The sequence below is a fragment of the Tautonia marina genome (genome assembly GCF_009177065.1).
GTDB lineage: Bacteria > Planctomycetota > Planctomycetia > Isosphaerales > Isosphaeraceae > Tautonia > Tautonia marina.
In genome coordinates this window covers 10719-29509 of record NZ_WEZF01000028.1, presented here as the reverse complement: position 1 = coordinate 29509, position 18791 = coordinate 10719, and the positions used below count along the sequence as shown (strand labels likewise).

The 18791-nt window shown below is 65.0% G+C and carries 15 protein-coding genes; 10 read left to right on the top strand and 5 right to left on the bottom strand.

What is annotated here, in order from left to right:
- Positions 1-231: 231 nt before the first annotated feature.
- Together GA615_RS24680 and GA615_RS24675 are read right to left on the bottom strand one after the other, a co-directional pair.
- Positions 232-567: a type II toxin-antitoxin system RelE/ParE family toxin gene (locus GA615_RS24680; RefSeq protein ID WP_161602543.1), complete on the bottom strand. Its 336-nt coding sequence runs from the start codon at positions 565-567 to the stop codon at positions 232-234.
- Positions 568-571: 4 nt separating this feature from the next.
- Complete coding sequence (locus tag GA615_RS24675; RefSeq protein ID WP_152054012.1) at positions 572-832, bottom strand: ribbon-helix-helix domain-containing protein; 261 nt, start codon at positions 830-832, stop codon at positions 572-574.
- A gap of 818 nt (positions 833-1650) precedes the next feature.
- On the opposite strand from GA615_RS24675, the gene GA615_RS24670 reads away from it, so the two are divergent.
- On the top strand, positions 1651-2625 hold the full coding sequence (locus GA615_RS24670; protein ID WP_152054011.1) for an SDR family oxidoreductase: 975 nt from the start codon (positions 1651-1653) through the stop codon (positions 2623-2625).
- Positions 2626-2643: 18 nt separating this feature from the next.
- Here the strand turns inward: GA615_RS24670 and GA615_RS24665 are convergent, their stop codons facing one another.
- The gene (locus GA615_RS24665) at positions 2644-3756 is read right to left on the bottom strand and encodes an endonuclease/exonuclease/phosphatase family protein (protein WP_152054010.1); all 1113 of its coding nucleotides are present in this window, start codon (positions 3754-3756) and stop codon (positions 2644-2646) included.
- 52 nt (positions 3757-3808) lie between these two features.
- Positions 3809-5245: a replication initiator protein A gene (locus GA615_RS24660; protein WP_152054009.1), complete on the bottom strand. Its 1437-nt coding sequence runs from the start codon at positions 5243-5245 to the stop codon at positions 3809-3811.
- Between the two features lie 876 nt (positions 5246-6121).
- Between GA615_RS24660 and GA615_RS24655 the strand changes: the two genes are divergently transcribed.
- Positions 6122-7426, top strand: coding sequence for an FHA domain-containing protein (locus tag GA615_RS24655; RefSeq protein ID WP_152054008.1), 1305 nt, complete (start codon positions 6122-6124; stop codon positions 7424-7426).
- A gap of 31 nt (positions 7427-7457) precedes the next feature.
- Here the strand turns inward: GA615_RS24655 and GA615_RS24650 are convergent, their stop codons facing one another.
- On the bottom strand, positions 7458-7928 hold the full coding sequence (locus GA615_RS24650) for a hypothetical protein (protein ID WP_152054007.1): 471 nt from the start codon (positions 7926-7928) through the stop codon (positions 7458-7460).
- Between the two features lie 1157 nt (positions 7929-9085).
- Here GA615_RS24650 and GA615_RS24645 point away from each other — a divergent pair.
- The 8 genes from GA615_RS24645 to GA615_RS24610 all read left to right on the top strand — a co-directional run bounded on the left by GA615_RS24645 (position 9086) and on the right by GA615_RS24610 (position 18654).
- Positions 9086-10027, top strand: coding sequence for an exosortase/archaeosortase family protein (locus tag GA615_RS24645; RefSeq protein WP_161602542.1), 942 nt, complete (start codon positions 9086-9088; stop codon positions 10025-10027).
- 14 nt (positions 10028-10041) lie between these two features.
- On the top strand, positions 10042-12378 hold the full coding sequence (locus tag GA615_RS24640; RefSeq protein ID WP_152054005.1) for a polysaccharide biosynthesis tyrosine autokinase: 2337 nt from the start codon (positions 10042-10044) through the stop codon (positions 12376-12378).
- Positions 12375-13028, top strand: coding sequence for an exosortase-associated EpsI family protein (locus GA615_RS24635; protein ID WP_152054004.1), 654 nt, complete (start codon positions 12375-12377; stop codon positions 13026-13028). Before GA615_RS24640 ends, GA615_RS24635 begins: the two co-directional genes overlap by 4 nt.
- Positions 13029-13130: 102 nt before the next feature.
- On the top strand, positions 13131-13793 hold the full coding sequence (locus GA615_RS24630; RefSeq protein WP_201750308.1) for a sugar transferase: 663 nt from the start codon (positions 13131-13133) through the stop codon (positions 13791-13793).
- Between the two features lie 67 nt (positions 13794-13860).
- Entirely contained in the window at positions 13861-15024 is a 1164-nt protein-coding gene (locus tag GA615_RS24625; protein ID WP_161602541.1) for a glycosyltransferase family 2 protein, read from the top strand.
- Complete coding sequence (locus GA615_RS24620; RefSeq protein ID WP_152054001.1) at positions 15021-16289, top strand: glycosyltransferase family 4 protein; 1269 nt, start codon at positions 15021-15023, stop codon at positions 16287-16289. The genes GA615_RS24625 and GA615_RS24620 overlap by 4 nt, the downstream gene beginning before the upstream one ends.
- A complete protein-coding gene (locus GA615_RS24615; protein WP_152054000.1) occupies positions 16286-17461 on the top strand; it encodes a glycosyltransferase in 1176 nt (391 codons plus the stop codon). The genes GA615_RS24620 and GA615_RS24615 overlap by 4 nt, the downstream gene beginning before the upstream one ends.
- Entirely contained in the window at positions 17458-18654 is a 1197-nt protein-coding gene (locus GA615_RS24610) for a glycosyltransferase (RefSeq protein WP_152053999.1), read from the top strand. The genes GA615_RS24615 and GA615_RS24610 overlap by 4 nt, the downstream gene beginning before the upstream one ends.
- Positions 18655-18791: the final 137 nt, after the last annotated feature.

Sequence of the window (18791 nt, the reverse complement as noted above, 5' to 3'; positions counted from 1 at the left end):
CAGGGTCCTGGATCCGCGGTCCCTCTGGACATCATCGGCATCGCCCTCTGTGCGGTGATCCCCAGCGCCGAGTCCTGGCCGGCCGTCGAGCGTGATGGTCATGCCAAGCGGCAGTGGCCGGCCAGCGTGTCGGCTGCGTGAGGATCGTTGGGGCCACGATCTCCGCGCTCATTCGGGGAGAGGTTTCGGTCTGAACAACGACGGTCTCGGACGGAACGGCTCAGGCGAGCCCTACGGGGACTCGGAGTCGAGGAGGCGATCGAGGTCGCGGGCGACGTGCAGGACGCGGACCAGTTCAATCCCGTCGGGAGTCGCTCGGTCAAAGATCAGGTGCTTGCGAAACCGGGAGACGGAGGCAACGCGGAGGTCGGCCAGGCGAGGGTGATCGCTCTCCCAGCGGGCTCCGAGTCCGGGCATCCTGGCCAGCCGATCGGCCGTCGCCTCAACCGCGGCGAGGAAGCGATCGGCGGCGGCCAGGCTCGTGCGGCGGGCGATGAAGTCGGCAGCCTCGATCACGTCGCGGACCGCCTCGGGCCTCCGCTCGACCTTCGGCGGGTTTCCTGCCATCGGATCATCCCCGCCGTTCGGCATCGCGGCGATGGACCTCGTGCCGGATCGCGTCCCAGTCGTGCCGGGTCATCGGCGTGGCCGGCCCGGAATCGAGCCCTTCGAGGAGCAGGTCATCGACCCGCCTCCGAGTTTCCTGGCGCTTGCGGTCTTCCCGGATCAGGGCGCCCATGTACGCCGCGACGCTCGTGAAGCCCCTGCGGGCCGCCTCCTGCTCGAGGAACGCCTTGTCCTCATCCGGGAGCGAAATCGTCATCGTCGCCATGCCAGGCCTCCTTACGATTCCTCCTGTAGCATATCATCGGCGAAGCTCGGCAGGCCAGGTCGGGTGTCCAAGGCGATGACCGGCTGCCCCCCTTCGCCCGCTGCCAATCACTCCCAGGTGGGCGAGAATCGCTTCCGCGTGAACAGGGACACACCACTGGCCGACGACCCCGCCGATCGGCGGAGGATCGTGTGAGCGTTCGCCAGCGGGGAGAATCATCATGAGCACGCACCACATCACGCGGCACGGGCCGGGACGTGGCTCGCGACCGGATCGCGGGTCGCGTGCTGGGTCACGAGATGGCCGCCGTCGACGACAAAACACAGGCGGGGTTCCGGTTCCGAGTCGAGGGCCTCGGGACCCCGCCTCGACTGGATCGACACGGCCTGCTGCCTCGACTCTGTCCCGTCCGAGGACGCCCGCGTCATCGACCGGGACACCCCCCTCGCGGGCCGAAAACGGCGCCCAGGCAGGGGACGTTCTTCCTCGACACCTCACGCTCGTTCCTGGTCCTCTGAGAGGAGAGCCTGGCCGACGCCCTTGCCGGCCGGGCTGAGCGTGACAGGTTCGACGCGAACGTCCTCAAAGGGGATCGCGTAACGCTTCGCTCGCCTGTTCAAGGATGGCCTGGAGCACGTCGAACTCACCCGCGGATCACCCCATGAGCGGCTTCCGACGGGATCGGTTCCTCGGGATCACCAAGGGCAGGGGGGTGCGATCGGTTCGACCGCGACCCATAATTGTGTGCCCCCCGCGTCGTGCTGGGCGGACGTTCGTGTTTGCGTGCCGTTCCCATGAATGAATCGAGACGCAGTGCCATGGCGATGCTGAAGCCTTTGGGAAATCTGATCGTGGTCACCGGGGGAGCTGGATTTATCGGTTCCCATCTGGTCGAGGCCTTGCTGGAGGCCGGTGATCGGGTGCGGGTCGTCGACAATCTCGTCACCGGCCACCGCACGAACCTCGCCCCCCTGGAGGGCCGCTACGAGTGGATCGAAGGCGACGTGTCCGAGTTCGAGGTCTGCCAGCGTGCCGTCGACGGTGCGGACGCGGTCCTGCATCAGGCCGCGATTCCGAGCGTCCCCCGATCGGTCCGGGAACCCCTGGCCTCACATGCGAGCGGCCCAACGGCGACCCTGAACGTGCTGGAGGCCTCCCGGCAGTCCGGCACCGTCCGCCGCGTCGTCTTCGCCGCCTCCAGCAGCGCCTACGGCGACACCGAGACCTTACCCAAGCACGAGGGAATGTTCCCTCGCCCCTTGAGCCCCTACGCCGCCGGCAAGCTGGCCGGTGAGCACTATGTGAGCGTCTACGCGAAGACCATGGGGCTCGATGCGGTCAGCCTGCGCTACTTCAACATCTTCGGTCCCCGGCAAGACCCCTCGAGCCCGTACAGCGGTGTCATCTCCCTCTTCTCCCGAGCCCTGGCCGAAGGGCGAACCCCGATGATCTACGGCGACGGCCATCAAACCCGGGACTTCACCTTCGTCGCCAATGCCGTGCACGCCAACCTGCTCGCCCTCCGCTCCGAGCGTCCGCTCGGCGGCGCCGTTTACAACGTTGGCACCGGCCGACGCATCAGCCTGCGCGAACTCGTCGATTGTCTCAATGAGGCCCTCGGTACCGCCATCGAGCCCGAGTTCGCTCCCCCCCGCGACGGCGACGTCCGCGACTCCCAGGCCGATCTGACCGCCATCCGCGAGGGGCTCGGTTATGCCCCCATCGTCGACTTCGAGGAAGGCCTCCACAGGACCGTCGACTGGATGGTCTCGACGGCGCAAAACCTCCGCTGAACCGCCACTGCGGACAGCTCAGTGGGCTTCGGTGGGACCGACCTGGACCAGGTCAACGATCAAGGGACGGTGATCCGACCCCACATCCGGACCGACCAAAACGCGGACCGGCTGCCAGGAGGGGCCGGTCAGGACGTGGTCGATCCGGGCGCCAAACCATCGGGTGTACTTCGTGGCCCCGAAGCCGCGGCCAACCGTCCCAAAGGCGTTCTGCTCGACGGTCCAGTAGCGGCGGAAGATCGGACTGTCGGCGGTCAGGTTGAAGTCGCCGGTGATGACATCCGGGCCTCCCCGATCACGGATCAGGGCGCGGGCCGCCTTCGAAACACGCCATCGCATGTCGATATTTTCCCGAAATGCGGGCACACCGTCGATCCCCTCGTAGCGGACCGCTTCCAGACCGCCCCGGGGGGTTTCGAGATGGAGATTGACCAGGTGAATTGGCCCGCCTGGGGCGTCGAGCTCGAACCAGACGAGAAAGCCCCGGCCCGCGAGCTGGGAGCTGGTGAGTGGTTCGGCCGATCGGATCGGCACGCGGCTGGCCAGCCCGAGGCCGGGCCGATCGGTTCGGTAGTGCCAAGCGTCGTCACGAAAGACCTGCTCCCGGTTCAGGTCCGACCATTCCTGGAGCGCCACCACGTCGGGCTGGAGCTGATCGATCAGATCACCGAGCGCCTCGGGATCGAGTTCCAGCCCCTGGGTGTTGCAGGTCAGAACCCGAAGGACCGGTCCTTGGGGGGCAGGAGCGATCCAGGATCGCCAGGGGACGACGAACCCCATCACCGGGCCGAGCAGCAGGATCGTGCCGAAGAGCAGGGGGCGGATTGCCGGACGGTTCAGGAGCAAGGCCAGCGGGAGCAAGCCCCCCAAGGGCAGTCCCCAGAACCAGCGCGGGCCGTAGAGCAAGATCGTCCCCGGCCACCAGCGGTCACCGAGAATTGCCTGGACGGCCCAGACGACCGCGAGCAGGATCGGGTAGGACCAGCAGGCTCCACCGACCAGCCTCCGGAGCCCGCCCCTCGCCCCCTCGGAGATCGAATCCGGGGTCCGGGTCCGGGAGGCTCCCGGGGCAGGGGGGGTGGCGCGAGACGTGGCCTCGTTGCGATGGGGGAAACGCTCGGTTTGGCTCATGAGCCCCCTGAAAATCAAACCTCGCGGCCCGACCGTGATCGCGGGCCCCGGGTCATGATGATACCCGATCCGCCAGCAGGCTCCGCAAGTAGGGCTCGCGAATGGTGTCCCGGAAGAACACCGCACGCAGCGAGGCGGGGGTCATGGCCTGATAGGCATCCGCCACCTCGGCCTCGGCCGCGGCGAGGGCCTGCTCGTCGATCCGGGCGCGTTCGTCGGCCCCCAGTTCCTCCCAAAACCGGTCGATCGCCTGACGGGCGGCCCGCTCCTGCGAGGCTCGCTCGCGCTCCCGAAGGCGATCCTGATGGGCCTGGCTGAACAGGTCCTCGGCCTCCCGACGCTTGGCCTCCCGATCAGCCTTGGTGGCAAAACCGCGAGGTAAGGCGTAGTCCTTCCGGATCGCCTCGACCAGATATCCCGCCGGACTCAGGCGAATGCGACGGTCCTCGCGCGCCACGAGCCAGTCGAATGCCTCGATCTGCCGGGCAATGGCCTCGGCCGAATACGTCGCGGCCAGTTCGACCGCCGTCGCCGCCGACACGCCGCGGTCGATCAAGTGCTGGACCACCGGATCGGCTCCGACCTCCGGGGGAGGGACAGCGATCGCCTCCTCGCGGGCTCGGGCCATGCGGATCAGCCACCGGCGCCCTTGCTTGAGAAACCGCTCGTCTGGCGGCAAGGGCTCCAAAAAGCCCACCTGCTCCAGCTCCTCGATCCCCCGCCGCAGCTTCTCCTTGATCTTGCCCGCATCGCGGTAGGTCCGGCTCAGGCCCACGTGCTCGAAGGCGAAGTCCTTGAGCTCAAACTCCCACTCCGACTTGTGATAGAACCGCTTGTCCAGGAAGCGGTACATCCGCCGCGCCGGGTGACTGGTGAGCCGGATGTACAGGTCGTAGTCAAGCCCCTTGAGATAACCGGCCTGGCAACTCTTGAAGAATTCTCGACCCCAGACCACCCGGCACCGCGAGGCCCGCCCCCCAGGGGCCCGGCCATCGCCGAGCTTGTAGCTGTCGATGATGTGGAAGCCGCCGCTCGTCCAGCGCCGTCCCTCGTTGTCCCACCAGGCGTTCTCATACTTCAAATACGTACTCGCCCATCGGTCGAGCGAGGCGGTGATCCGGTCGTAACTCCTCCCCTTGTCGGGCCATCCGAGCAGGTCGATCAGCTGCAGCCTCGTGAAGTGGACCTCCGGCTTGGCAAAGCCGTTCTGGCGTCGGGTGAGCTGGATCAGGGCCAGGATCACGTCGTCGTCGATCGCCGTTGGCAGGCCGTACTCCTCCGGCGCACTGATGACCAGCCGGCGATCGATTTCCCGGTTCGTCCCCGGGTCGAAGATGCGGTCGGAATACTCGATCCGCCGCTGGCCCCTCGGCGCGCGGTCGGCCAGGAGCGTGATCGGGAACTCGGCGATATTCATCTCATCGCGCCCTCCCGTCCCCCGGTCCTGGAGCACTGCCTCGATCTGCTCCTCCGGCGCCTCGTCGCGCATCGCCTGGCCCCCTTCTTTTCTCCGAATCAATTCGGAGACAGCAACTTCTAGTTACTCAGTTACACCAGTTAAAGAGTTATAAGAGTTACCCGAAAAATAGCCTATACGCCACAATGACTTATGGCAAATTTCCTCCCTCAATGGTCGGAGAATCCTCCCTCAATGGTCGGAGAATCCTCCCTCAATGGTCGGAGAATCCTCCCTCAATGGTCGAGAAACCCTCCCTCATTGGTCGTCAGGAGCCTCCCTCATTGGTCGTCCTCCCAAAGGTCATCCTCCCTCAAGGGTCGGACGAATCCTCCCCCGGAGGTCGGACATTCCTGGTGCTGCGTCGGTCGCGCGAATGACTGCGGACCGGAGAATCCTCCTTCAGAGGTCGGAAGTCGCGGCCTCGATGCGCCTTGGAATCCTCCCCCGAGGGTCGTTGCCGAAGCGCAATTCCTCCCTCGAAGGTCGGGTGTTCGGGACGGGGGAGGCGTTCCCAATGAGGAGGAATCCTCCCTCAAAGGTCGGATAGTCGGGTGGGCGCCCCTGCGAGGCGCTCCCGGCAGGAAACTCCCATCGCCTCCCTCGGAGGTCGGACAATGCGTGAGGTGGGGCGGGCCTCCCTCAGAGGTCGGACTCTGTTCAGTCGGCAGGGATCAGCACGCGTCGGCTGACCTGAAGACATCCGCCGCGTCCGCGTCTGGAGGAAGACCCAGTCCTGGGATCCGGGGCGTTCCAGACTCATCTGGAGACGCAGGGCCGAGGATTCCGTCATGAGGGAGGCGTGCATCGACGGCCCCAATCCCGAATAATAGAACTCCTGGGAAGGTCGATGAGCAAGGCGGAGTCGTGATGGTCGACCCGCATCATGCGTTCTAGGGTCTTTGTGCCGTGGATCAACGAACTGAGCGTTTGTTCTGGAATGCCTGTGGGGCCAGCGGCCCGTTTCATCTGAAGGTCGCGGGGCCTCCGGGGCTCACCCCCCAGGAGCATGCCCTGTCCCAGCCGTTTGCGGTGATCGGCCGGGATCCGAAGGCGGACGTCTCGCTGGATCACGACGCAGTCAGCCGGCGCCATGTGTATCTTCAAGTGATCGCTGGCCGGGTCTTCTGGTACGATCTGGGCAGTCGGCTTGGCGTCTCCCGGGGAGGGGTGGTCGGACCGTCGGGATGGTTCTCGGAGCGGGAGCCCATCGGGGTTGGGCCGTGTTGGATCCAGGCTTCGGTCAGCTCCCTCGAGCACTCCGCCGCGGAACCGACCAATCCTCTGGCTGATCGGGGGCCTTCGTCCGGGCCCGATGCGGTCCTGGAATTCCGGGGCCGATCCGACGGCCCGAGCCGATGGCGGATCGGCCGCACCTTGACCCTGGTCGGCCGCGCGGCGGAGTGTCGTCTGAAGATCCCGGACGACGGGATTTCCCGATTTCACTGTGCCCTCGTCCGGACGCCTCAGGGCCCCTGGATCGTCGACCTCTTGAGCCGTGAGGGAATCCGCGTCTCCGGCGCTCGGGTCCGGGCCGCCCCGTTGCACGAGGGGGTCCACCTCCACGTTGGCCGATACCGCATGGTGGTCCATCTGGTGGAGGCCTCGTCCTCGGAAGCGCCCGACACGACCGGAGCACACGTTCCGCTCCTGGACCCGGACCAGCTTCCCGCCCTCCACCGGCGGCCGTCCGCGCCAGCGGCGATCCGAGTCCCAGGGGCGCCCGGGGAGCTCATCGTGGAGTCGACGTCCAGGGACATGGTCTCGAATGCGGAATTCGAGCGGTTCGTCGGCCGCATGGAACAGATGCAGTCGCAGATGTTCGACCAGTTCCATCAGGCCATGATGGCGATGTTCCAGGCCTTTGGCACTCTGCAACGGGATCAGATGACCCAGGTGCGTGAGGAACTGGATCGCATCCGCGCCTTGAGCAGTGAACTGCAGTCGTTGCAGGCCGGAAGCCCATCATCACCCCCCGATTCATCGCCTGGGGACCGCTTGAGCGCGACGACGTCGGAGAGCCCGGCGTTGGCCGATCGAGGCCCGGCTCGATCCCCTGACTCGCCGAAACGACCATCGGCCGCTCGCTCGGAACCCGACGTTGATCGTGAGTATCACGAAGTCATCACCCGACGGATCGCAGAACTTCAGGGAGAACGGCAGGGGCGCTGGAAGCGAGTGCTCGATTTGATCAAGAACGGGAGCAGCGACTGAACGCCCACCGAACACGTCGCAGGCCGCCACGCTAGCCAAGACGAACCAGAGAACGCTTCAGAGCGTCGAGCCACGAGCGCTTCCTCCGAGGTTCGACCCTTGGCTCGATCGCTGCCAAACGGCGTCGGAACCCTTGCACATGGTCGCAAGCCAGTTCGTGGAAGGCCCGCTGTGCCTGAAGCAAGGCAGGGCTGTTCGGCTCAAATTCGAGGATTCGCTGAGCGTCCGCGATGTCCAGCGCGTAGTTGAATTCAAGCAGATGGATGATCAGGGCCAGTTCTGATCGGAGACGTTCAGAACGATCTTCGGCCTCGCTGACGGCGCGGAGCAGCTCAAGATAGATGGGGTCAACGGCCAGCGTTTCGAGAACGTGGCCCCCCGCCAGGCCTTCCATGGTCTGTGCTGTGGCTGGCGAAGGGACGAACCACAACTGGCCATCGGCCAGGAGGAGGGGAACTCCTCGAAGGAATCGAGTGCGTCGGTGCGTTTCCTCAGAGGTCATGCGGAAACTCGCCGTGTGTGAGCCGCGACTCGGTGTTGCAATCCGTCAACAGCTCATTTTGATGAAAGTCGCCAAACAAAGGAAGTCCTGCACGTGGGCTTTCTGCAAGTTTGGCTGAAACGCCATCAGGCACCGTCGGAGTTTCCTGCAAAAACAGAAGGATCGCCGATCCGACTCGCCCTCTGGGATCACGCATTGTTCTGGCGCGAAAGGGGTTTCTGACGCCACTGATGAGTTCGATAAGGCAGAGATGAGTGATTGATTCCGATCAGAAGGGAGTGGTGAGCGGACCTGAGCTGTTGAATTGGTCGTCACAATGCCTCAGAATGACCCGCACTCTCATTGGGGAGATTTGCGAACCAACCTGACTCAGGCAGAGCTTGAATGTGTTGCTTGAGCATGAAGACCAGTGGAAAAGAAAGAGAATGTTGTTTTTCTGCCTATTAAAAGGGCAGGCAGGATTTGCATGCGAGATGCTTGCGATTGCGATCGCTCTCGATCATACTGGCTCGCATCCATGAGGGATTCTTTGGAGACGTGGGCAGGTGGGTCCATTTTGTGGCTGAATGTTCAATTCACAATGATGAGAGAGTGACGATCGTGATTGGGTCGGACGTGTTTGGACCAGCGGAGTGAGATCGTCGTCGCGCGTTGTGTTGATTGGTTCTGGGCGCTTCCTGCAAGGTCGTCAAGAAATGAAGCTAGGATCAGAGTGAGGAGCCAGCTGTCTCGACTCCGTTTTCGCAACTTCTGGATGATCACCACCAAGGAGATGACGAATGTGCGGACATCATCTTGATTCAGGAACGCTGCTGTGTCGAACGATGGCTGGGCTGTGCTGATACGGCATTCCCACTCACCGTTTCCGGTGTCTGGTCTCGGTTGCTCGGCGATCCAAGCCTGCTCGCCTGAGCTCGCGCAACGACGACGTGCCGTAAGCACTGATCAAGAAGGTGGCGTGTCGACCCGGCGTGGGAATGGATGAGTCCCACTCATGGGTTCAAGACCAGCGGGTGCAACCCACGGGCACGAAGTGCGCGCAGAGACGGGTTCAGAACAGGTCCTGTGATTCTTGGCTCCCAAGTCAGTAAGGTTGCGCTTTCATGGGCGAGATGACTTCGACAACCGAAACCCTTTGGCCAGGACGACGGACCGCCATGGAATTGGTCGTGTTGCTTGCCTGCCTGGGCTGGGTTTGCTGGCCGGTGCTCGGCGACATGATCCATCGCTGGTCAACCGACCCGCGCTATGGGCACGGCTACCTGGTGCCGCTCTTTGCCCTGGGATTGCTCTGGATGCGTCGACCTTCCTACGACCTGGATCGGGCGCGAGGTAGTCTCTGGGGGGTGGTGCTGGTCGCAAGCGGATCGGCGGTGTACTTGCTCGGAGGCTATGTCGGTTCCGGCTGGATCGAGGGACTGTCGTTGCTGCCCGTCTTGACGGGGCTTTGCGTTCTGTTTGGCGGCACCACGGCCCTCCGCTGGGCCGCACCCTCCCTGGCGTTCCTGTTCTTCATGATCCCCTTGCCCTGGCGTTTTGAAGTGGCGTTGGGGGCCTCGTTGCAGCGGATTGCGACCAAACTCAGCACGGTTTCCCTCCAGACCCTGGGGTTCGTGGCCTACTCCGAAGGCAATGTCATTGTCATGGAAGAGGGCCGGATCGGCGTCGTGGAGGCCTGTAGCGGCCTGGGCATGCTCATGACCTTCATTGCGATCTCGACGGCGGTGGCGATCGTCGTGCAGCGGCCGTGGTTCGACCGGATCCTGATCGTGCTCAGTGCCATCCCGATTGCGCTGATCGCCAACATTGCCCGAATTACGCTCACGGGCGTCTTGCACGAGACGGTCGGGGGGGAATGGGCCGATCGCTTCTATCACGACCTGGCCGGCTGGCTCATGATTCCCTTCGCCCTGGGCCTGCTGATGATCGAACTCTGGGTCCTCTCGCGTCTCTTTGTCGAACTCGAAGCCGAGGAACCGGTTCCGGGCCTGGCGATGATGGGGTTCGCTGGGAACGCGGGGCATCGCGGCGTCTCGAATCTCCGTGCCGGCGAGCATGCGGCCCCTCCATTGCCCGGCCCGACGCGATCGACTGACTGACGGTGGAACCGACCATGAATCAACACCACTCCACTGCCCAGCCTGGCACAACACCTGCCTTGCCCTCGCCGCTTGGGCCGGGGGTTCCGCCGGTGGCTCGGGCCGGGGCCCACGCCGTCCAGCGGGCTCCCCAACTCCCGCCGAGCCTGACCGGACCGCCGGATCCGCTGGGATTGTTGCGGGCCCTGCATCGTCGCTTGGGCATTGCACTGACGCTGGGAATTCTCGTCGCCGCCGTGGTGGGAGCGACCGCCTGGTTTGTGGTGCCCCGTTCGAAGTACACGGCCGAGGCCTTGCTCCATGTGCGGGCGATGCCCTACCGAATCCTCTTCAAGACGGTCGAAACCACGGATCTGGGGCGCGACGAATATGACCGGTATCAGAAAACCCAGATCGCCAAGCTCAAGAGTCGCGTTGTCATCAATGCGGTCCTACAGCAGCCTAACATCGCAAAGTTCCAGATGATCCGGGCTTACGAGGATCCGGTGCTCGGGCTCCTGGACGATCTGGAGGTGGGCTTTTCCAATAAATCGGAATTGCTCTCGATCAAACTCTCGGGCGATGAGCCCGAAGAACTCGCGGCCCTGGTCAATGCCATCAAGGATGCCTACCTGGAACTGCGTGCGAATGAAGACCACAAGGATCGCCTGGCCCGCTATGACCGCCTGAAAGCCCTGAAGCAGCAATACGCGGATCTGCTGAAGGCCAAGCGACAGGCCATGGAGCGCCTGGCCAAGACCGTCGGCACCAATGACCGTGAGACCATTGCCCTGAAACAGCAATTCGCCCTCCAGCACCTGGCGACGCTGGAGAGTGAGTTGCTTCAGGTCCGTTCCGACAAGCGGAAGCTCGAGGCGGAACTCGCGATCATGGAACGCGAGGCGTCGAGCGGATCGGACACGGAGGTGACGCTCACCGCAACCGAGCTCGAGCAGCTGATTGATGCCGAGCCCTCGGTGGTTCAGCTCAACAGCTGGCTGGCTGAGGCGCAGGTCAACTATGATCGCGCGGTGGAACAATTGCAGCGTGTCTCACGCCGCTATCAGAGTGATCCGTCGATCGTGCGTCGCCGCGCTGAGGTCGAACGGGCGAGGCGGGCGCTGGAGGACCATCGCAACGAACTCCGACCGGTGATCGTCCAGCGGTTCCGAGCGAATGCCAACGGCAGCGCCCCGACCCGGGGCTATGAAATCCGCCAGGAAATGGCGTTGTACGAGAATTTGGAGGCTCGCCTCGCGTCAGAGATCGAACAGCTGCAACAGAACAGTCAGAGCCTCAACATCAACACGCTGGACCTCCAGGCCCACCAGGACGATCTCAAGCAGTATCAGGCGACGTTCGACCAGATCAACGGCGAGGTCGAGTCCCTGAACGTTGAGCTGCAAGCGCCTCCGCGTATTCAGACCCTTGAAGATGCGGTGGTGCCCAAGCAGAAGAGCGAAAAGAAACGCTATATGATGATCGGCATGGCCACGATGGGGAGCTTCGCCGCCTGCCTCTTTGGGGTCTCGTTCCTGGAATTCCGGACCCGCAAACTTCATTCGGCCGAGGAGGTCGTCCTTGGTCTGGGAATCCCGATGGTCGGCGCGCTCCCGCGCCTGCCACCTCGGGCCCGCCGCAACGATCTCGCGGTGCGCACGCCCCAGGACCGCTACTGGCACAATCTGCTCCTGGAGTCCGTGGATGCGACCCGGACCATGCTCCTGCACGCTGCCCGGACCGAGGGGCACCAGGTGATCATGGTCACCAGCGCCATGGCCGGCGAGGGCAAGACCTCGCTCTCCTGCCATCTGGCCATCAGCCTGGCGCGGGGAGGGCAGCGCACCCTGCTGATCGATGGCGATCTGCGGCGTCCCGGTGTCAGCCGCCTCTTTGATCTGCCCCTGAGCCCCGGCCTGAGCGAGGTCCTCCGGGGTGAGGCGACCCTGGACGATGCGATTGTCCCCATGCCGGTCGAGGGGCTCGACGCGATCCTCGCGGGCCAGTGTGACGAGCGAGCCATCCGTGCCCTGATCTGCGGCGAGATCCAGCCCCTCTTTGGCCGCCTCAAAGCGCGCTACGACTTCGTGATCGTCGACTCCTCGCCGGTCCTGCCGGTCGCCGAGGCCCAGATCATCGCCCAGTCGTCCGACGCCGTCCTCTTTTCGGTGCTCCGCAACGTGAGCCGTGCGCCGAAGGTCTACGCCGCTCACCAGCGCCTCGGCGTGCTGGGGGCCCGGATCCTGGGAGCAGTCATGACCGGAGCGCACGGGGGGCTGTACGGCAACGATTACCGCTACGCTGCCAGTGATACGCCACCACCCAAGGCTGCGACAAAAGCCGCGTCCGGCCGGGAAGGAGCATCCTCATGAGAACCGTCCGGATGGTCGTGGCGCTGGCCTTGTTGATCTCTGCGGGGATCGTCCATGGTTCCTGGACCAATCGCTGGAAGCCATCGCGCGCCCTCGCCGAGCTGACCGGGCGCATCGACTCGGTGCCCATGACCGTCGAGACCTGGCATGGGGCGTCCTTCGAGATCAGTGATCGGGAGCTCGCCGGCGCCGGCGCCGTGGGCCACCTGGCACGGCGCTATCAGGACTCCGACCGCGGAGTCGCGTTGACGACGCTTCTGGTCAGCGGCCTTCCCGGTGATATTGCCGCACACACCCCAGACGTCTGCTATCCCGGCAGTGGCTTTGAACTCAGCCCCCCAACCCGGATCGACGTGCCGATCGGCTCCCCGCCGCAAACGGCCACGTTCCTGACCTCGGTTGCCAGCCGCCAGGGCCCCGGTGGTCTGGATGCCTTGCGCATCTTCTGGGCCTGGAATGACGGCACGGGCTGGAAGGCCCCTGAGGATCCGCGCTGGTCGTATGCCGGTGCTCCCGCCCTCTCGAAGCTATATGTCATCCGGGAAACCTTCGGGGAGCCGTTTAATCCCGAAGCGGATCCCTCTCTCGAGTTCATGAATGAGTTCTTGCCCACCCTGGATGGGATTCTGTTTGCGAATGCAGCGGAATAGGCCCCATTCGTCCCGGAACGTGCTGACCCCGTGAGTTTCTTTCAGGACCCTAGAATGTCTGTGAACTCCAATGCCTTAAGTGTGAGTCGACCTGCGCCTGAGGTGGCATCGCTTCGTGACGATCGGCTCGATGCCCGTGAGGCCTTCAAGCGGATCACGGATCGGGTCTCGGCGACGCTCCTGCTGATCTGGATGTCGCCCGTGATTGTCTTGGCGATGCTGCTGGTCAAACTCACCTCTCGCGGTCCGGCGATCTACGCGCAGGAACGGCTCGGCCGCGGCGGCACGCCATTTACCATCTACAAGATTCGCACCATGACCCACGACTGCGAGCGGGACACGGGACCCACCTGGTGCGTGCCGGACGATCCCCGCGTTACCCCGATCGGCCGCATCCTGCGTCGGACGCATCTCGACGAACTGCCCCAGCTCTGGAATGTGATCCGCGGCGAGCTCAGCCTGGTCGGACCCCGACCCGAGCGCCCGGCGATCGCCGCCAAGCTCGAACTCACCGTGCCGCGCTACCGGGACCGCCTCCTGGTCCGCCCCGGCCTGACCGGGTTGGCCCAGGTCCAGCTCGAGCCGGACACCGATGTCACCAGTGTCCGCCGCAAGCTCTTCTATGACCTGTACTATGTCCGCAATGCCAGCCCCTGGCTCGACCTTCGCATCACGGCCAGCACGTTCTTCTACATCGCGGGCGTTCCGGCATCCCTCCTCGCCCGTGTCTTCGGGTTTCCCCGGTTGGACACGGAGCAGTCGTAAACGCGGATGACGTCGTGCCCCGGAATAAATCGAGGTCTTTTCTCACCCTCTCCGCTCCTCGATGGTCATGCCTCTCGAGCCCCCGACGTCTCCCCAACGACTGACCCGGACTGAGCGCGAGCGTCCCCGCACCACCGATCGGGGGATGCTCACCAGCCCGGATCGCACTGCCGCGCCGTTCGGGGTCGGACCCGCAGCACGTCCGGCATCCACAGCGAGCGCCTGGCCGTTTGTCACGGTCATCGTCCCGGTGCGGAACGAGGAACCCTTCATCGCCCGCACCCTCGAGCAGTTGATGGCCCAGGACTATCCGCCTGAGTGCTTCGAGGTGCTGGTTGTGGACGGCCGCTCAACGGATGCGACCCGATCCATCGTCACCTCCTGGGCCCAGCGGTTCCCTCACCTGCGGCTCCTCGAGAATCCCCGACGGCTCTCCAGCGCCGCCCGTAATCTCGGCATCGCACAGGCCCGTGGGCAGATCATCCTCATCGTGGACGGCCACTGCGAGCTCGACGGCCCGACCTACCTCCGCGCCGTCGCCGAGGCGTTCGATCGCAGCGGCGCCGACTGCCTTGGCCGCCCTCAACCGCTCGACGTTCGTCAGGCCACGACGCTCCAGAAGGCCATCGCCGCGGCCCGCTCAAGCTGGCTCGGCCACCATCCCGCCTCCTTCATCTACGCGGACGCCGAGCAGTTTGTCCCGGCCAAGAGCGTCGCCGTCGCCTACCGCCGTGCGGTCTTCGACCAGGTCGGCCCCTTCGACGAGTCCTTCGACGCCTGCGAGGACGTCGAGCTCAACCACCGCATCGACCAGGCCGGCCTCCGCTGCTACTTCACCCCCCGCATCCGCGCCCGCTACGTTCCCCGTTCGAGCCTTGCTGGGCTTTTTCGGCAGATGGCCCGCTACGGCCGCGGCCGCATGCGGCTGCTGCGCAAGCATCCGGAGACGTTCTCGCTGGGGAGCTTTGTCCCGGCCTTCTGGCTCGTTGGCGTGCTCGGCGGATTGCCCGTCTGCATAGTCTGGCCCGCGTTGCGGCCCATTTATTTGGGTGTGTTGCTTGCGTACGGGTTCCTCCTCCTGCTGGCATCGGCCCACGTGGGACTCCGGTCTCGCCAGGCTCGGCTCGCCGCGATCGCTCCGCTCGTCTACCTCACGGTCCATGCGGGGACCGGATGGGGCATTCTCCGCGAATCAATCCGATTCGCTCCCGAACCAGGGGTGCCTTCGTGAGTGGCTTGCACGTTGCGATCGTTGATGAGGAGTTGCCCTATCCTCCCAATTCGGGCAAGCGCATTCGAACCTTCGAGGTGGTTTCTCGGCTGGCCCAGCAGCACCGGATCAGCTACCTCTGCCACCGCAACACCGACCCCGGCGAAGGCCGTCAGGCTGAGCACGCCTTCCGCGACCTCGGAATCGAGCCGATCGTCGTCGATCGCACCGTCCCTCCGAAGGCCGGTGCCCGGTTCTATGCCCGTCTGGCAGCCAACCTCGCATCGCCGCTGCCCTATTCGGTCGCCTCGCACATGAGTTCCGCCCTCCACGCCGCGGTTCTCGGTCTGAACGCTCGCGAACGAATCGACCTCTGGCAGGCCGAGTGGACCCCGTATGCGAAGCACCTGATTGACGCGAATGTCGCGCCGCGACTCATCATGGCGCACAATATCGAATCCCAGATCTGGAAGCGCTACTTCGAGCACGAACGCAATTCCCTCCGCAAGGGATACATCGGCCACCAGTGGCGCAAGTTCGAGCGATTCGAACGCCGGGCATTCGCGCACGCAGACCAGGTGGTGACGGTCAGCGAGGCAGACGCCAGGATCGCCCGCGACTTGACCGAGGTCGCTCGCGTCGATGTCGTGGACAACGGCGTCGACGTCCGTCGCCATCAGCCTCCGCCCGGAACCACGCGCCTCCCCGATCAGGTCCTCTTCCTGGGAAGCCTCGACTGGCGGCCCAACCTTGACGCGATCGACCAGCTGCTTGAAGTCATCTGGCCCACGATCCGAGCTGCTCGGTCCGATGCCCGGCTGTGCATCGTCGGCCGCAATCCCTCCCAGGACTTGAGACGGCGGATTTCGGCCACCCCGGGGGCCGCGCTCCACGCCGACGTCCCCGATGTCCGGCCGTTCCTCTGGCAAAGCGCTGTCATGATCGTCCCCCTACGCATCGGGGGCGGCTCGCGGCTGAAGATCCTTGAGGCTTTTGCCGCTGGCCTGCCGGTTGTCTCGACCCAAATCGGTGCCGAGGGGCTTTGTGCCCGCGCCGGGTCCGAGTACTTCGGGGCCGACTCGGTCGCCGAGCTGGCCGGGGCCACCCTTGCCGCCCTCGGCGACCCGGCCCGGGCCCGAGACCTCGCTGACCGGGCCCGGCAGCTCGTCCACCAGCGGTACGACTGGGCTGGCCTGGCCGAGCGGCTGGAACGCATCTGGATCGAGACTGCCGACCCGTCTTGCGCGACGCATCGCACACCGAGTCTGGCGCCAATGATTTCATGACGACGACCATCCTCCACCTCACCGCCTCAACCTTCTTCGGCGGCCCCGAGCGGCAGATGCTTGGCCTGGCCGACGCCTTGCCGCCCGGCTACGCGACCCGGTTCGCCCTGTTCCGCGAAGGGGGACGCGCTGAGGCCTTCCTCGAACGACTCCGGGCGAGCAGGCACGCGGCCACCGTCCTCGAACACGACACCCCCCAGTTCGCCGCGGCGATCGCCGAGCTGAGCAAGGTCATCCGAGCCGATCGCGTCGACCTGCTTTGCTGCCACGGCTACAAGGCCGGGCTCCTGGGCCGCATGGCCGCGCGGCGGGTGGGCGTCCCGGTGATCGCCGTCTCCCGGGGGTGGACCTACGAGTCGCTCAAGGTCAACCTCTACGAAGGGCTCGATCGCCTCAATCTCCGGGGCTTCGACCGGGTCGTCTGCGTCTCCGAGGCCCAGGCCCGCAAGGTCCGCCGCGTCGGCGTCCCGCGTCGGAAGATCGTCGTCATCCCCAACGCCATTGACGTCAGCCGCTTCGCGACCCCCGATCCGGCCGCCCGGGCCGAACTTGAGGCCCTCTTTCCCCGCCCCATCCACCATCTCGTGGGCGCGGCCGGCCGGCTCAGCCCGGAGAAGGGGTTCGACCTGCTCATCGACGCCGCGGCGACGGTCCTCCGCCACGCCCCCGACACCGGGTTCGTCCTCTGCGGCGAGGGGGGACAACGCGCAACTCTTGAGCGACGCATCGCCGATCGAGGCCTCCAGGAACGGTTCCTCCTGCTCGGCCTTCGCCCCGACCTGGATCGCCTGCTGCCCGCCTTCGACCTCCTGGCCCAGTCCTCATGGACCGAGGGGATGCCCAACGTCCTGCTCGAGGCCGGTGCCGCCGGCGTCCCGGTCGTGGCCACGGCTGCGGGAGGGACGGCGGAGATCGTCGTCGATGGCCAAACGGGTTGGCTCGTCCCCACGGGCGATGCGTCGGCCCTGGCCGATCGCATCGGTTTGACGCTGGGCGATACGTTACGACGGACGAACCTCGGCCGTAACGCTCGTCAGCAGGTCCGCGGTCGCTTTGATTTCGTCAACCAGGCCAGAGCGTACGTCGAACTCGTCGATCGGTTGACCGATCACGCCCAGTCTCGCTCGGAAGAATCGCACCCTGTCCCACCCACGGAGCCGGTTCGGGCATGACCCTCGCGACTCGACACGAACCGAGGTGTTCGAACCTCAGTGAGGAGGGCACAGCCACGCGTTCCGACGGTCGGCCGATCCGCGTGGCCTTCCTGATCGATCGCCTTGGCGTCGGAGGGACCGAGACGCAACTGCTGGCCCTGATCCGGCACTTTGATCGAAGTCAGGTCGAACCGTTCTTGATCCTCCTGAAGGGGGAGGATGAAGAATCGCGTTTCATGGAGCCGGACGACATCCACGTCTTGCGTCTGGGTGTCCGGTCGCTCCGTTCCGGGAAGGCGCTTCGGCAGGTTCGCGTCCTGGCCCGGTTCCTCCGCCAGGAGCGGATCGATATCCTCCAGATGTACTTCCCCGACAGCACTTACTTTGGCGTCCTCGCGGGGAAGCTGGCAGGAGTGAAGGCGCTGATCCGGACCCGGAACAACAGCAACCACTGGATGACGCCGACGCATCGGGTGCTCGGGCGCCTGCTCAATCGGTTCGTCACGCTGACGGTCTGCAACAGCCAGGCAGGCCGCGAGGCGGTGCTGCGCGATGAGCGGCCCGACCCGGCCAGCGTCCTCGTCATCGAGAATGGGGTCGACGTCGAACGCTTCGCCCAGATCCCTCCTGTGGACCCCGACCCGGATCCGGGACGAAGACTTCGGGTCGGGATGGTGGGGAATCTCCGCGAGATCAAGGGAGTCGACCTCCTGATCCGAGCGGCTGCGAAGGTGGTTGAGCAATTTTCGAATGTGGAATTCGTGGTCGTGGGCGAGGGGGACCAGGGTCCCGACCTGGAGCGCCTCATCGCCGAAACCGGGATGACCGGTCGCTTCCACCTCCCGGGCCGCTCGGAAGACATCCCCGGCTTCTTGGCGACCCTCGACCTTGCCGTGCTGAGTTCCCGTTCGGAGGGGACACCCAACGCTGTGCTCGAATACATGGCCGCCGGCCGGCCGATCGTCGCCTCCGCGGTCGGGGGGATCAGCCACCTGATCCGGGACAATGTCGACGGCATCCTCATCCCTCCCGGGGATGTTGAGCGGCTCGCCACAGCGATGATCGGACTCCTTCACGATCCGGAACGTCGCGTCGATCTCGGCCGGGCGGTTCGCATGCGTGTGGTCGAGTTTGACCGATCACGGGTGGCAAATCGTTTCGGAGAACTTTTTCGAACCTCGGTCGGATGCGTCACGTCGGATGAAGGATAAGCGACGAAACGCCCTCCGTGGCATCTTCAGAGACACAGCCACCGTCGTCTTCATCGGCTTTACTATGCCGTTGTGGGTGGCATCCTGGCTCGAATGGTCACTCAGTCGTTCTGAGACCATTTTTACTACATGTTCTC

Excerpts from the sequence above, each read along its gene's own strand:
- GA615_RS24660 (WP_152054009.1), bottom strand. The coding sequence starts at position 5,245 with ATGCGCGACGAGGCGCCGGAGGAGCAGATCGAGGCAGTGCTCCAGGAC.
- GA615_RS24680 (WP_161602543.1), bottom strand. The coding sequence starts at position 567 with ATGGCAGGAAACCCGCCGAAGGTCGAGCGGAGGCCCGAGGCGGTCCGC.
- GA615_RS24640 (WP_152054005.1), top strand. The coding sequence starts at position 10,042 with ATGAATCAACACCACTCCACTGCCCAGCCTGGCACAACACCTGCCTTG.
- GA615_RS24665 (WP_152054010.1), bottom strand. The coding sequence starts at position 3,756 with ATGAGCCAAACCGAGCGTTTCCCCCATCGCAACGAGGCCACGTCTCGC.
- GA615_RS24610 (WP_152053999.1), top strand. The coding sequence starts at position 17,458 with ATGACCCTCGCGACTCGACACGAACCGAGGTGTTCGAACCTCAGTGAG.
- GA615_RS24675 (WP_152054012.1), bottom strand. The coding sequence starts at position 832 with ATGGCGACGATGACGATTTCGCTCCCGGATGAGGACAAGGCGTTCCTC.
- GA615_RS24635 (WP_152054004.1), top strand. The coding sequence starts at position 12,375 with ATGAGAACCGTCCGGATGGTCGTGGCGCTGGCCTTGTTGATCTCTGCG.
- GA615_RS24670 (WP_152054011.1), top strand. The coding sequence starts at position 1,651 with ATGGCGATGCTGAAGCCTTTGGGAAATCTGATCGTGGTCACCGGGGGA.
- GA615_RS24625 (WP_161602541.1), top strand. The coding sequence starts at position 13,861 with ATGCCTCTCGAGCCCCCGACGTCTCCCCAACGACTGACCCGGACTGAG.
- GA615_RS24650 (WP_152054007.1), bottom strand. The coding sequence starts at position 7,928 with ATGACCTCTGAGGAAACGCACCGACGCACTCGATTCCTTCGAGGAGTT.
- GA615_RS24615 (WP_152054000.1), top strand. The coding sequence starts at position 16,286 with ATGACGACGACCATCCTCCACCTCACCGCCTCAACCTTCTTCGGCGGC.
- GA615_RS24645 (WP_161602542.1), top strand. The coding sequence starts at position 9,086 with ATGGAATTGGTCGTGTTGCTTGCCTGCCTGGGCTGGGTTTGCTGGCCG.